This window comes from Rhizobium sp. N324 (assembly GCF_001664485.1).
In the GTDB taxonomy this organism is placed as follows: Bacteria; Pseudomonadota; Alphaproteobacteria; order Rhizobiales; family Rhizobiaceae; genus Rhizobium.
The window spans coordinates 1,248,403-1,262,265 of record NZ_CP013630.1; the positions used below are offsets into that span (position 1 = coordinate 1,248,403).

General features: G+C 58.1%; 14 protein-coding genes. 9 read left to right on the forward strand and 5 right to left on the reverse strand.

Annotation, left to right across the window (positions count from 1 at the left end; all coding sequences use genetic code 11):
- Positions 1–55 precede the first annotated feature (55 nt).
- Entirely contained in the window at positions 56–1,978 is a 1,923-nt protein-coding gene (locus AMK05_RS05940; RefSeq protein WP_143535815.1) for a hypothetical protein, read from the forward strand.
- Positions 1,979–2,504: 526 nt separating this feature from the next.
- Here the strand turns inward: AMK05_RS05940 and AMK05_RS05950 are convergent.
- From AMK05_RS05950 to AMK05_RS05970, 5 genes are read right to left on the reverse strand one after another with little or no spacing between them, the layout of a single operon-like run.
- Positions 2,505–3,368: an FkbM family methyltransferase gene (locus AMK05_RS05950; RefSeq protein WP_064837409.1), complete on the reverse strand. Its 864-nt coding sequence runs from the start codon at positions 3,366–3,368 to the stop codon at positions 2,505–2,507.
- A gap of 16 nt (positions 3,369–3,384) precedes the next feature.
- Complete coding sequence (locus tag AMK05_RS05955) at positions 3,385–4,134, reverse strand: FkbM family methyltransferase (protein WP_064837411.1); 750 nt, start codon at positions 4,132–4,134, stop codon at positions 3,385–3,387.
- Between the two features lie 2 nt (positions 4,135–4,136).
- Positions 4,137–4,919, reverse strand: a complete 783-nt coding sequence (locus AMK05_RS05960; protein ID WP_064837413.1) for a class I SAM-dependent methyltransferase — start codon at positions 4,917–4,919, stop codon at positions 4,137–4,139.
- A gap of 2 nt (positions 4,920–4,921) precedes the next feature.
- Positions 4,922–6,253: a glycosyltransferase family 2 protein gene (locus AMK05_RS05965; RefSeq protein ID WP_064837415.1), complete on the reverse strand. Its 1,332-nt coding sequence runs from the start codon at positions 6,251–6,253 to the stop codon at positions 4,922–4,924.
- Between the two features lie 4 nt (positions 6,254–6,257).
- The gene (locus AMK05_RS05970) at positions 6,258–7,244 is read right to left on the reverse strand and encodes a lysylphosphatidylglycerol synthase transmembrane domain-containing protein (RefSeq protein WP_237352183.1); all 987 of its coding nucleotides are present in this window, start codon (positions 7,242–7,244) and stop codon (positions 6,258–6,260) included.
- A 590-nt stretch (positions 7,245–7,834) separates the two neighbouring features.
- Between AMK05_RS05970 and AMK05_RS35475 the strand changes: the two genes are divergently transcribed.
- The 8 genes from AMK05_RS35475 (at position 7,835) to AMK05_RS06015 (ending at position 13,459) form a co-directional block, all read left to right on the forward strand.
- The gene (locus tag AMK05_RS35475) at positions 7,835–9,172 is read left to right on the forward strand and encodes a hypothetical protein (protein ID WP_237352185.1); all 1,338 of its coding nucleotides are present in this window, start codon (positions 7,835–7,837) and stop codon (positions 9,170–9,172) included.
- A gap of 639 nt (positions 9,173–9,811) precedes the next feature.
- Positions 9,812–10,024, forward strand: a complete 213-nt coding sequence (locus AMK05_RS05985; RefSeq protein WP_064837422.1) for a DUF7940 domain-containing protein — start codon at positions 9,812–9,814, stop codon at positions 10,022–10,024.
- Positions 10,014–10,478 (forward strand): lysozyme, encoded by a 465-nt coding sequence (locus AMK05_RS05990; RefSeq protein ID WP_064837424.1) that lies wholly within the window; start codon positions 10,014–10,016, stop codon positions 10,476–10,478. The genes AMK05_RS05985 and AMK05_RS05990 overlap by 11 nt, the downstream gene beginning before the upstream one ends.
- Entirely contained in the window at positions 10,478–10,840 is a 363-nt protein-coding gene (locus AMK05_RS05995) for a hypothetical protein (RefSeq protein ID WP_064837426.1), read from the forward strand. Before AMK05_RS05990 ends, AMK05_RS05995 begins: the two co-directional genes overlap by 1 nt.
- Positions 10,841–10,859: 19 nt before the next feature.
- Positions 10,860–11,072, forward strand: a complete 213-nt coding sequence (locus AMK05_RS06000) for a hypothetical protein (RefSeq protein WP_064837429.1) — start codon at positions 10,860–10,862, stop codon at positions 11,070–11,072.
- Entirely contained in the window at positions 11,069–12,694 is a 1,626-nt protein-coding gene (locus tag AMK05_RS06005) for a hypothetical protein (protein WP_064837431.1), read from the forward strand. The genes AMK05_RS06000 and AMK05_RS06005 overlap by 4 nt, the downstream gene beginning before the upstream one ends.
- On the forward strand, positions 12,691–13,119 hold the full coding sequence (locus AMK05_RS06010) for a hypothetical protein (RefSeq protein WP_064837433.1): 429 nt from the start codon (positions 12,691–12,693) through the stop codon (positions 13,117–13,119). Before AMK05_RS06005 ends, AMK05_RS06010 begins: the two co-directional genes overlap by 4 nt.
- 154 nt (positions 13,120–13,273) lie before the next feature.
- Positions 13,274–13,459 carry a hypothetical protein gene (locus tag AMK05_RS06015; RefSeq protein ID WP_064837435.1) on the forward strand — a complete coding sequence of 62 codons (186 nt, stop codon included), beginning with the start codon at positions 13,274–13,276 and terminating at the stop codon, positions 13,457–13,459.
- The last annotated feature ends 404 nt before the right edge of the window (positions 13,460–13,863 follow it).

Consider the following 13,863-nt stretch of genomic DNA (forward strand, 5'->3'; position numbering starts at 1 on the left):
ACAAGCGGTCGCCCGGAAACCTTCATATCGATTCCGAAATCTACAGGAGCCCTTGATGTCAAATTTTAAAGAAGCCCCGGCATTGAAAAAAATGCCTCGCCTTGTGGTCGACCCCAATGTGGGGCAGTCCGGCGGCCTCTCGATCGACGATGTCATTCGCGCTATCGGCCGCGGTGGTATCCTTACCGACCTCTATCCGGATGAGATGGAGTCTGGGACGGGTGCAGCGGCGGCGTCGTTGGATTCGAATCCGGAGGTAGTTCAGCAGCCGTCGACCTCAATAGACATGTTGAGGTCGACCGGCGCGCAGGCAGGACAGAAGCGCGAGCATACTCCGTTCGAAAAGGTGGTCACCGGAGAGCCGCAGTCTCCTCAAGCACCTTCGGTCGCGGGTGATATGGCCAAGAGCTTCGGCAGTGGCCTTGTCCGCGGCGCCACGGAACTAGTCATGCTCCCAGTGACCGCAAAACGGCTCATGGAGCAAGGTTCGGAATACGTCTACAACCAAGGTATAGATCTCGGTCGATCCGCCCTCGGTATGCCGCCGGTGAGTGACGAATGGAAAGCCAAAGTCCAGCAAGCCAAGGAGGCCATGAACCGGTTCAATTTTGATAACGCCATCTACAGCGGCCAGGACGCCGTTCGTGGCGTGATGGACGACAATCTGTATGCGCCAAAAACGACGCCGGGCAAGTATGCCCAAACTGCGGGGGAGTTCGTTCCAGGCGTTCTTGTCGGCGGCGGTGGCAATCTGCTGACGAACGCCGTCAAATATGGCGTCGTCCCAGGGGTTGCCAGCGAGGCCGCCGGCCAAGCAACGGAAGGCACGAAACTGGAGCCATACGCTCGCCTCGTCGGCGCGCTTCTCGGTGGCGGTATTATCCCGGCTGGAGAACGTTTGATTACACCGCTGCCAGTTTCCGCCGAACGGCAGATGCTGAATCAGACGCTCAAGGACGAAGGGATTGATGTGTCGGGGGGGCAGGCGTCTGGCAGTGTCACCTTACGCAATGCTGAAGGCGACCTTGGCGGCGGAGCGGCGCAAGAATTCAACGGACGGCAGGGCGACCAATTCACCCGCGCAGCACTTGCTCGTGCAGGCATCAACGCGGACCGCGCCACGCGTGACGTTATGGTTGAGGCAGGGACGCGCATCGGCGATGGTCTGGATATGCTGGCGGCCAATCACAGCCTGATCCCTGATCAGCAGCTCGTCGACGACATCACGACTGCCATGGGCAGCTACAATAGTGTTACGGGGGAAGGCGCGCGTGCGCCGCTCCTCAAGAATTCGGTAGTTGATATTGCACGTCTGGCGAACGGTGAAACCTACAAGGCGGTCCGCTCTCGACTTGAAGATGCGCAAGCGCGTAGCTGGAACGATCCGAAGCTTTTGGAAGCGTTGTCGGGGATCCGCAACGCAATGGATGATGCCATGGAGCGATCGATTGCGGCGCAGAACCCGAACAGCTTGAGCGGGTGGCAGGAGGCAAAGCGTCAGTACCGCAACTTTCTGGATCTGGAAAAGGCCGTCGCCGCTGCGGGCGGGGACGCTTCGAAAGGCATCATCTCTCCATCGCAACTGCAGAGCGCCACGAGACCGCAGAGCCCTCGCGCGCTCGCCCAAGAGGATGGGGATTTCACCGCCCTGGTAAAGGCAGGGGAAGAGGTCCTCAAACCGCTTTCCAGTTCCGGTGGCTCACCGGTGCGCAGTGTTATCCAAAAAGGCATTCCCGCTCTTGTTAGCGCCGTCGCTGGCCATAAGTTGGCTGGCGGTCATGGAGCAATGCTCGGCGCCATAGCCGGCGGCGCTGTCCCCTATGCGGCCGGAAGAATTCTTTTGTCTTCCCCGGTTCGCGCCTACCTCCAGAACCAACTGATCCAGCCCACGCGTCTAACTAACCCGCGGGTCGCTGCGCTTGCTCAAGCCCTTCTTTCGCAGCAAGCCGCTCAAGGGCAGCAACAACCAACTCGGTAGCGTACCACACCAGCAGTCGTTTCGCCCGGAGAAGGCCAATGCCCAGAAACCCATCAACCGGCGTCTATTCCAAACTCGTCGGAACGACCCCTTCCGTGGCCAGGTCATAGATCCGGCGCCATGGAACGCGCTGACGACCGATCTCGGTAACGAAATCAACGCCGAGCCGGATTTGCCTCTACGCAAAACGGGGTCAGCTTTAGCCGGCTATAGCTTACTTGATACTGCCTGTTGATTTGACGTCGTCAACTTCATCGCGATAGCGGCGGTATCAAGAAAGGCAAAGGCCGCAATCAAAGGTATATTTTTCACAGCGAAAAGCTTCGTTAAGGAAGTTTTCCAGCCGAAGCGCGCCTGCACAGCTCCTTGAAGGGAGTAAACCCAGATCAAAGGCGCCGGAAGACTGCGTTGGGATTCAACAGCCAATCCCACCCTGTTCAGGAGTTCGGCCAAACGCTCAAAATTGTAGAGATTCAAGTGGCGCGGGAAATAGTATCCGCCCCAGGCGCAACGCGCTCGAACTGAGTTATCTCGCTTCCTTTGAGCTCTTGCTTCTAACCAGCACATTCATACCGCCACCTTCCGCTATCATCGCGCGTACCTTGTCGGCGTCTTCTGGCAGCTTCCTGCCGGAAGCCATTTCACCGATCTCGTAGCCGCCCTCCCAGAGAAGCTTCAACAAGCTGTCGAAGTCTCCGGGATTCTCGGCGTAAACATACGGGGCCAATTCAAGCATTATCCGCGGCTGGAACTTTTTAAGAGTCACCGTCGCCCCAAGTAGAACCGCCAGCTCATTGCCGTCGACGTCAAGTTTTATGAAATCGACCTTGCCGACCCCTAGATCCCGCAGTGTTTCGTCCACTGTGCCGAGCCGCGCGCCCTGTGTCGACATGAGACGACCGTGGTGTTCGCTATGCAAATCTTCAGCAACTTCGAGCGGCCAGCTTGAATAGACCGCTTCGGGCATCGCTTCGGACGCACTTGCCATCAGCATCATCTGGTGGGCGTCGATTCGCTGGGCGAGCGTCGGGTTGAGCGCAATATTGGCTTTCTGTTTCGCGAATGCATGAGCCGTCGGCTCGAAGGAGATTACCCTGCCGGCTCCGCCCACCAATTGCGCCAGAGGCAGCGTATGAGAACCCACATTGGCGCCGATATCGAGGACGATGTCTCCATCCCCGATCAGCTCTCTATACCTATCGAGCGTTCTGACCTCGAACCCACCCAATAGGTAAATCGCGAAATCAACGCCGTCTCTCAGGTCCAGCGACCAATTTATTCCCCGGCGTTTCGCGATCACGGTGGCGGGTAGGCCAACGCAACCCCGGACGAACAACACCGCTTTAGATAGAGAGCGAGCGATCAGGATTTTGTTGCTGGTGGATAACATTGTCCGCACGTCGCCTTTAAGTGATATTGGGATGGGCAGGCGCTCTTCTTGCAACGATCAGATTGCAATATTGGCCCGCGTTTTCTGGATCGAGGCTCTCGTCATTGAAAGCAGTGCCAGGTGGATCCGCAATGTTATGGAACTCGAAATTCAGCATCTTTAGGAATTGGGTGAGCTCGGACGGCTTCACTGACGCTTTCGACAAACCGTAAGGCCAGAACTCCATGAAGACCCGAATGTCGCGGTTCTCTCGCAGCACCCGCTCGGCACCCTGCAGAACGCTCAACTCGTATCCCTGAACATCGATTTTGATAAAATCGACCCGTTGCCCTGGCGAAAAGTAATCGTCCAGCTTCACCAATGGGACGTCGATGCTCACTCGCCCGTCGCCGCTATCGAATGTTCGGTGATCGACATTCAGCTCGGCCGAAACATACAGCCTTGTGGTGCCGCTGGCCGCTCCGACCGCGGCGTGCCGCAGCGATACATTCGACAAGCCGGTTGCCGTCGCTTCAAGCTTTTCGAAATTCGCCGGCGCCGGCTCGAAGGCATGCACATGGCCGGTCGCTCCCGTCAGAGCGGAGAACATACGGGTATATATTCCGATATTTGCACCGATATCTGCGACGATCATGCCCGGCGAAAGCATCTCGCGCATCAGTGCGCGCTCACGTCGTTCTGAAACTGCCTTCCATACGGAATAGAGAGGGTAATAAAGGGGATAACAGTGTCGATAGAGCCAATCGGCGAGACGCAGCAAAGCCATCCCTACACCTCTTCTTTTGACGTGAGGCGGGCCGTGAAGAATGAGGCGAACACCTTGGGCAGCGCGGCGCCTATTGCTTTGTCGAGCTTGAAGTAAGGCTTATAAGCCCAACCAGGCACAGGAAACTTCCTCGATATCCCGCCGGTCACCATATAGGAGAGCGAGGTGAAATAGCTGATCCTCGTCTTCTCGAGGCTATAGCAATCCGTAAGCTCAGCGAGCCAGTCCGGCCGCTGAAAGAAGATCATATGTGGCATAGCCTGATTTGAGGTCGAAAGAGGACCCTGAACGGTATCCAGAACCGGGCGGCGGATACTGAAATCCACCGGCTCATGATGGAGAAGTTTATACATCGGGTAGGATAGCCAGGACAAATAGGGTTCCGTCACATACACCCTGCCGCCCTTTGTGAGCTTTCGCGTTGCTCCGCGGAGGAACGCAAGGGGATCCTTCAGGTGATGCAGAACATTGGTCATCGTAATCACATCGACGCTATGATCCGGAATGTCAGGCAAGCTCGCGATCTCGTGGCAATCGAAGACAAAGTCCAAATAGTCTAACTTCAGCACATCGGAGGTGATGACATTCGGTAAGAAGCGCTTAAGCGGCGACGTTCCGCTCCCGATTTCCAGAACGGTATTCGTGGCAATATCCGGTTCCTGCCGAAACATCTCCTGGTAGAGCTCACCATACCAGTGCATCAGGTTCGGATTTGCGCTTAGCCGCGTGCGATTTGCCAGCGTCTGAGCAAGATCGGCCTCATAGAGAGCGCTTTCAGATTTCATCGTCAGAGAAACTTTATACGTCTTGCCGCAAAAACCAGCATGGCCAACAGGATGGCACCGTGGCGCCAACGCGAGATGTTCGTTTCACCGTAGAGTCTTTCACGATAGCTGATCGGAACCTCGACGATCTTAAGGCCCATCCGCGCGGCACCGAAGATCAGGTCGAAATCGCCAAAGGGATCGAAATCACCGAAGTAGGATCGGTTTGCCTGAAGCTTCAGATAGTTGGAGCGGCTGATCACCTTGGTTCCGCATAGGGTGTCCTTGTATCTCTGGCCAAGAACGAAGGAGAAAGCCAATGCGAAAAACTTGTTGCCCAGGAGGTTGAAGAAACGCATGGCCTCCTTTTCCATGGGATAGACCAAGCGAGTGCCATTGATGAACTCGCCTTTCCCGTCCTTGATGGCATTGTAGAATTTCGGCAAATCCTCGGGCGGGACCGTCATGTCCGCGTCGAGAATCATCAAGACTTCCTTTGTGGCTAGCGAAAAACCCTTCCTGACGGCATCGCCTTTACCCTTGCCGTCTTGCTGGGCAATCAGGATGGTGCGTTCGCCGCCATAACGCTGTTGCGCTTCCTGGATCGCCTTCCACGTCGCGTCGGTTGAATTGCCTTCGACAAAAATGAGTTCATCATCCGGCCCCATAACCGGCAACCGTTTGACAATATCCTCGATATTTCCTGCCTCGTTTCTCGCTGGAACTACAATTGACACCGACGGCTCCGCCTTCGACGCGGCATCGCCGATCGGCCTCGCAATCGCGATGTTGAGAAGGCAGAGAGTTCGAAGAAGCGGAAGAGGAGCAAGGCAGCGGTTAACAAAGCCACTGATAAGCGGGATGTAAACCGGGATCAGGATCTTCTGGTCCAGTCGTATCAATTCGAAGTCTTCGAGCGTCAAAAGATTCTCGATGTCTTCATGGGCAAGCCAATTCGATTCAGGAACCCGCCGGCGCAGACCGAGCTTGGATGCGAGAGTTGCAAGCGGCCGCCACAAGCTACTGTAATAGGTAAGGACAAGCCGTGTCTCTTGCGAACACAATGCACGTGCCTGAGCGAACATGCTCTGTATGTCTCGTTCGTAATGGATGAGGCCGCTGATGACCAGGTAATCAGGTTTGGTGTCAGCGACGTCTTCGATCTTGACGACCTTGTGCTCGTCAAACTCATTTACAGGCTCTGCAGCTTGTGTTCTCGAGCGAAACGCCACCTTGCCCTGAGGAAATTTGCCAACCAGAAGCGGCGTCGTCGGATCGATCTCGACCACGGAATTCTGGCCTAAGACGAACAGCCCAATGTATTTTCTCAAGAGAGAATAGAAATAATTCTTCATAGAGTTACCTCGGCGCCAAGCGGTTCAAGCGCCAATGTCCCAGGATGAGGGCTGCAGGCACGACATAGACGACAAAAAAGAGAAAATGAACGGCCGTTGCCAGGAGCAGCCCCTCCGACGGCGAACGCCCTAGCAATACGAATGCCGAAACGACGGATGCATGGAAGGTGCCGACTCCGGATGGCGCAGCTGGGATCATCAGGCCCAACCCGCCGGCAAACAACATGAACAACGATTCTTGATAACTCAGCGCGATGCCGACAAAACGGGCGACGAAGATATACGCAAGGGCGTATGCCGAAAGCCACAAAGCGAGTGTGAGAAAGGCCGGAACGATAGTCACGGACAGAGTTAAGCTTCGTGCGGAATTTCGGATAAAAGCAATAACGTGACGGTCAAAGAAATCCTGACGTCGCAGGAGACCGAAGACAGGTCGCAATATCGGGACAAGCCGATCGCCGAAATTCCTTATCAGAACTGCCGATAGAAATATCCCAACCAATGCACTAAGCATGATGACCAAAAGAACATTTCGGTATTCGGAATTCAATGTATGACTCAGTAAAACCAAAGAAAATATGCCGACCGAAATGATCGTCACCAGGTCAACCATCTTTTCGACCAGAAGCCTGCCAAGAGCTTCTCCGTAGGGGACAGTCGCGACAACTCGGCTGTAATGTACACGCAAGAGGTCTCCGCCTCTCGCAGGAAGGAACATGTTGGCGCCCAGGCCGAGTAGGGAGGCCATGAGGGAGGTTCCGTAACCGATCTTGCCATCCAGCAACAGGCGCCATCGCACCGCATAAGCTGCAGCGATACCGAAGGTAACAAGCATAAACCACAGGAGCGATGTGACGGATATTCCGCTACGAAAAATGCGGATGGCTTCTTCCCAATCCACCGCCCTTAGCAGGAATATCAGGAGGACAAGGCTTATTGCGGAAGCTATAAGCATCTGCAGGCGTTGATGATTGAAGAGGCCAGTTGTCACGTTTTCTGATGTTCTCTTTCGAAGCCGCGCCGACTTTAAACCGCAAGTGTCTACTCGGATCGCTGCCCCTAACATATCACAACAATCAGGGGCAACCCCGAGACCTCTTCCTTTCACAGGAGTTGCAGTATGGCGACAGAGCTGCTCTCGGTCCGTGGCCTGCTGCCTTTTGATTCAGGGGCAATTGGGCCAGCCGCGCCTTTGCGAAGCGGTTTTCTAAATCAATCACTGTCGTCAGCAAGAGCAAAAATCCCGCCGCTCTATGCTTGGTATTTATCTCCCACCTCGCGAACCAACTGGTTCAGCCCACGCGTCTAACTGACCCACGGATGGCCGCGCTTGCTGAAGCTCTTCTTTCGCAAACGCCGCTCAGGTCAGGCAACAACCAAATCAGTAGGCAGCATGCCAGCAGGCCACCGATAAAAGGAACGGCGGTTCCTTTGACGTCCGAGGAGAGCTGCGGTCAGCAGCCCGAAAAGGTGGGCCTCTCACAGAGTGTCTCCATCCGCCAGTGGAGAAGAAACAGAGTGCAACTCATTTTATTCGAGTGCATTGCGGCAACAATCAACCCCTTCTTTCGGAGCAGGTAAATGCCCAGAAACCCATCAACCGGCGTCTATTCCAAACCCGCCGGCACGACACCCTCTGTCGGCCAGGTCATCGACCCGGCGCCGTGGAACGCGCTGACCACCGACCTCGGCAACGAGATCACCAATTCGCTGCCGCGCGACGGCTCGGCGCCGATGATCGCGCCGCTCAAGGCGGCCGGCGGAACCGTGTCCGCGCCGGGTGTCGGCTTCGCCTCGAACCCGCAGACCGGCGTCTATCTGAAGGGCGGCGGCCTGCTCGGCTTTGCCCAGAACGGCGTCGATGTCGCGTTCGATCAGGATCTGGTCTATGCGGCCAAGTCTGGCGATTACACCGCGCTCGCATCCGACGATAATGCTATCCATCGCTTTACCGCGGCGGCCACGCTCACGCTCACCGCCGCGGCCACGCTCGGCGCAAACTGGCACATCAAGGTGATCGCCGACGGCGGAGACGTGACGGTTGATGCGAACAGCTCGGAGACGATCGACGGAGCCGCAACGCTCATCATTCCAAACGGCTATAGCGCTCTCATCATCTGCGACGGATCGGCGTTCTATACCGACAAAATCATATCGCTCTTCCAGGCGATCACCTTCGGGCAATGCCGGCTTTCTCTTTCCGGCGGGAATCTGCTGCTCTCGCGGTTCAATGGTTATTTCCTGACCATCAACGGGAAGCACTATTCCATCCCGTCCGCCGGCGTGACCCTCGCACCATCCGGCCTGACTCCAGCCACCCTCTATTACATCTACGCCTACATGAACTCGGGCACGATGACGCTGGAAGCCTCTGCAACGGCCTCTGCGGTAGACAGCACGACCGGCATCCGCATCAAGAACGGTGATGCGACGAGAACCCTTGTCGGCATGGCGCGCCCCGTAACGGGTCCTGCATGGTCTGACACGTTGGCGCAGCGCTTCGTGCGGTCATGGTACAACGAGCCTACCCTCGTCATGTTCAACAACTTCACGGCCAATCGGACGACGACAAACACATCTCTCACGGAACTCAATACCGAGATTCGCAACGAATTTTTGCTCTGGACTGGTGAGTACGTCGAAGCCACTGGAGCCGGTTCGTCGATCAATGGCACGTCGAACGGAGGAACAAAATCCTCAATCGCTTTCGACGGCGCCCCCCCTGAGCCGTCTGGGTTCGTTGCAATTATGGCCAATTCAGACGCAACAGCCTTTAGCACCCAGGCCGTCAAAAGCGGCCTTTCGGAAGGATACCACTATCTCACGCTTGTCTGCGCTGTGCAGGGTTCTGGCACTGGCATCTGGTATGGCGATTTCGACGGTCGGCGCACATCTATTAAATCAAGGATTTCACGATGACGTTAAAAGTTACTCCCGGCACCGGCATTCGCGTGTTCGGAAACAGTTTCGCGTGCCCAGGTACGGCTGCATTTGGAATGACCTATGCAGACCGGCTAGGGATTTTGTCGGCGGTGGCACGGAAAACCGCGCAATAGCTGGTGAAGGGACGAGAGCAACCACCCAGCAAGGCTATTCCTTTAACCCCTATAGTTCGCGCGCGAAGCCGGTCACATGGGATTGCATGCTCAACGATATCTGCCGTTATGGCGTCGATGCATTCCCTGCCGTAGGCCCATCACTCGATGTTTTCTTGTCGTCGGCATTTGCCGGCATGGCGCGTCCAGCCTCATATCCTCAGGTGATCAAACAGGGGCATGGTCTCCGCTCGGGAATACTTACGGCGGGAAAGCGTCGTTTTCAGTGGCGCATCAGCCATGTACACAAACCGATGTCAACGCCAGCTATCGCTAACCTTCACGGCTGATCAGATCGCTGTCTGCGCAAGTCGGCGTGCTCCATGGGATGAACAACAAGCGCGTTGCAATAACAGCGATTGCTGCAGCCACCAGGACATTGTGTGAGCGCATGATCGTTCCCCTTTGCCATCCCCTCCCGCAGCGAAAGCGGGACTGACCTCTTCCACAAACTGGAGCCCCCATGCGCCTTGTAAAGCACAAGCGCCGCGTACTCGCGCGGTCGCTATCGATGTGGTGCGTCTATGCCGCCGGCTTTCTGGAGGTCGTGCCGTACATCGTCCCGTATCTGGACGACTGGATACCGAAATGGCTGTCCATCCTCTTCCTGGCGGCATCTCCGATCGCTCGCCTTATTCACCAGCCGGCCCTCAAGGAAAACGACAATGACAGGTAGGATGAAAAAGGGCAGCGCGGTTGCCGCGGCTGCTGTGGCGCTTGTCGGCAGCTTCGAAGGGCTTCGCCAGAATGCCTATCCCGATCCTGCCACAAAGGGACAGCCGTGGACGATCTGTTACGGCAGCACCAATGGCGTGAAGCCTGGCGACCATAAGACGGTGGAGCAGTGCAAGGCGCTGCTGGCGCTGGAGCTGAAGACCTATGCGCGCGGCGTCGAAAGCTGCGTGCGCGTGCCGTTGCCGGATGCGCGTTTCGTGGCGTTGACCTCGTTCGCCTATAATGTCGGCGTCACGGCGGCCTGCGGCTCGAGCGCGGTCAGGCTGATCAACCAGGGCAGGACGGCCGAGGGCTGCGAGGCGCTGTTGAAGTGGAACCGCGCGGCCGGCATCACCTTTCCGGGCCTCACCCGGCGCCGGCAGAAAGAGCGCGCCTTCTGCCTCGAGGGCATCTGATGTTCTCCCTGCTCGACACGCTCAAGATGGGCGCCGGCATCGCCGCCGGCCTGGTGCTCTATCACCTCTATGCCGTTTCGATCGGCTATCCCTCGGCCGCCCGGCAGGCGCGGACCGGCTATGTCATATTGGCCGAAAAGAGCGCAGCCGATGCGCGAGCCGCCGAGATGGAGCGCCAGCGCAATGCGGCGTCCCAAGCCACCGAAGAGCACCGCAAGCGCCTGGCAGCCGCCGAAGCCTCAGAGCAGGCGGCCAGAGACACCCTGGAAACCGAGATCCAATCCTATGAGCTTCAGCTTTCCGAGAAGAACCGCGCTTGCGCTGTCACTGCTGCTGATCGTCAGTGGCTGCTCCGCCACTGAGCGGCTGAACAGGGCGGCAGTGACGAAGGGGCAGGCGGCGGCCGGCATGGTGCTGCCGCCCTTGCCCGATGATCTCCGCCGGCAGGAAGCGCATGCGCCTGTCGTAGAAGGCGAGTCCGTCACCGCCGTCCTCGCCCGCGAGCGCCAGGCGCTCGACCGCGCCAATGCCCGCCAGGGGCGCACCATCCGCTTCTACGACGACCTCATCACCAGATATGGAGCCCGCCGATGATGAACGCCATTTCGCTTGCCCTGACAAATCCGAGGGGTGGAGCTGTTCTGGCGCCACCGCCTTGGGTGCCGGATCCTGATCGCTACATGCCGGCGGCGACGCGCACGCGCTGGCCGACCGGCGCGACCGCCACGCCATGGACGTTCCCGGCCGGGCTGAATTACCAATGCTCCAAGCTGTTCTTCGGCGCGCCCGACTATCCGACGAACGACTTCCTTATCCCGTTCGTCGGCTTCGCGCTGACCGAAGGCGGCAATGCGCCGCAAGAAACGCAGTCGCCGAACGCCGACACCGTGATCGACGAGGCGTTCTTCGTGATGCCCAACGGCACGGAATACCCGATCTTGTTTGGCGGTCTGGTGCCGGCGACGGTCACCGCCGCAACCGGCATTGTTTACGGGCAGGTCATACTGCCAGTTGCTCTGCCGGCATGGTCGATCTTTGGCGTCCGGACGGTCTATCACGGCGCAGAGGGTGCGCAGCGCTGCGGCTCCTATCGCATCCAGCGCCATCGCGGCGAAAAGTATTGGGGCGCGGCCGACTTGGCGTCTGTACAGGCGCTGGCGGCCGCCAACGGGGCGTCGACGGCGGCGCTCGATCCTGACAGCCTTTACAACACGATCGGCAACGCGACCAATTCGCAGATCCAGGCTTACGGGCCCGCGCTTGTCCTGGCGAAAGGATGGGACGGCCGGCCGGTTCCACTCGTCGTCGGTGACAGCCTGATCGAGCGGCAGGAGATCGCCGCGTCGGCCGACGAGCGCGGCAACATGGGCATGATACGGCGATGGCTCGACCAGCGCGACCAGGTTTGGGGGAGCACTGTCCCGCTCGTCATGGGCGTGCCTGGTGAGCATAACGAATTCGAGCTTGCCACCAACGCTACCAAGCGATGGGTGATGATCGACGCCATCAAGACGACGTTCAACGGCGGCAAAGACATTTGGACTTTCTGCCTCGACCAGGGCGGCCGCAACGACAACAACACGACGCTTTCGCTCTGGCAGTCGCGCAAGTTCGGGCTCGATGATCGGATCATCGCCCGGTATCCCGGCGCGCATATGGTGGGCATGACCATTCTGCCGACCATGGCGGGATCGTCGGATAGCGGCCGCACGGTCGCCGGCTACAGCGCGACGTCGGCGCTGTGGAACCCGGTCACGGGGACGCTCGCCAGCATGAACGCGTCACTCATCGCGTCGTCGCGGTTCGCCAAGACGATTGATATCGTGCCGGCCTTCATGTCGGACAGTGATCCGACGAAGGGATCGGCGGCCGAATTGACGCCGCTCGGCAACGTCATCGGCCATCCCGGCAACCAAGATGGCGTGACGACATGGGACACGATGCGCCTGCCAAGCACGACGAAGCTCGGTGCGCGCGTCATGTTCGAATATCAGCCTGGACTCTGGACCAGCCGGACGCTCGTAGACCGAACGGATTTGGGAGACGGCACGGCGAACTACCGCGTCGCCGAAGTGCTGGCGACCAACGTGCAGGATAACGCCGCCCTGCTCGGCCACGCCTATACGGCTGCCGATTTCGTTCACCCGGCTCTCTACGGCGTCCTGCGTTTCGTCAGCCGCCTGCCTCAAACGCACAAGGCAAAGTTCTATCCATGACCTCCAACGACGATATTCTCCGCGCTCTCGGGCGCGTCGAGGGAAGGCTGACAGGCATCGAGGAAAACGTGGCGCTGCTGCGCAACGAGGTCAGCGACGAAAAGGCCAACGCGCACGACAGCCGAGCCGTGATCCACACCCGGCTCGACGAACAGGCAAGGCAGATCGCAAATCTCGATACCAGGGCAGCAATCAGCGGCGGCGCCGACGCCCAGATCCGCGCGGAGATCAGGAGCCTCAAGGAGACCGTCGAAAAGAACCAGGAGGCGGTGGGGCCGGCGCTGGAAGAGTGGAAACGGATGAAATCGATCGGCTACGGCATATCGGGATTGATTGCCTTTGCCGGGCTGACGATCGGCGGGATGATTGCCTATGCCAGCGATGGCGCGGTGGCGGCGCTCAGGCATTGGTTGAAGATCAGTTGAGCAAACAAGTTACTCCGCCGCTTCCGCCTCGATGTTCCGGAAAATTCTCCCGCAGCGTCTTCTTGCCGACAGGAGAATAAGCAGAACCAAAAATTAGACTCTGCTAACGAACAAATCCGTGCCGGGCTGGTTTTCCTCTCAGGAGGAAACAGTCATGAAGAGCATGAACAATCGCCAAGTTCGCATTCCGGGTCCGCGGGAGCATGATGTCGCGGAACATTGCCGCAAGTTTGGGATCAGCCCGGCCGAGGAGAGGAAGCTGAAGAAACTGCTCGGGTCCCGGGCGCCGCTGCATGAAATTCAGGCCAATGCGCCGCCGCGGCAGCCGCGGTGGCGCTAGACTTGTTTCACGCTCCGTTACGGCCTTGATTCAAAGATTGAGCGAAGCGGGAAAGGCGAGGGGAGACGATCCTGTTTTCGGGTCTCGGAGGCTGATCCTGTTAGTCAGGTGGGGCCGATTGTGACGGTTACTCCACGAAAACCAGCTGAAAGCCCCGCTCCGCCGGGGTTTTTTGTTGGAGTGGTGATGCGCTCTTGATTTTCGCCGCCGTCGAAGCATACCAGCCTAACGATTGAAGCGGAGTGAAGCAATTTTCGCTTGTCCAGCCGGCCGATATTGTGAGCGCAAGGGCTTATCCGCAGCGCCGATATTGGCGGAACTTCCGGCAAATAGCGACGTTGGGGCGAAACGGACCGCGTAGCAGGTCTCGTCTCCTGTACCAACTGCTACCCCTGCAGTCGCTG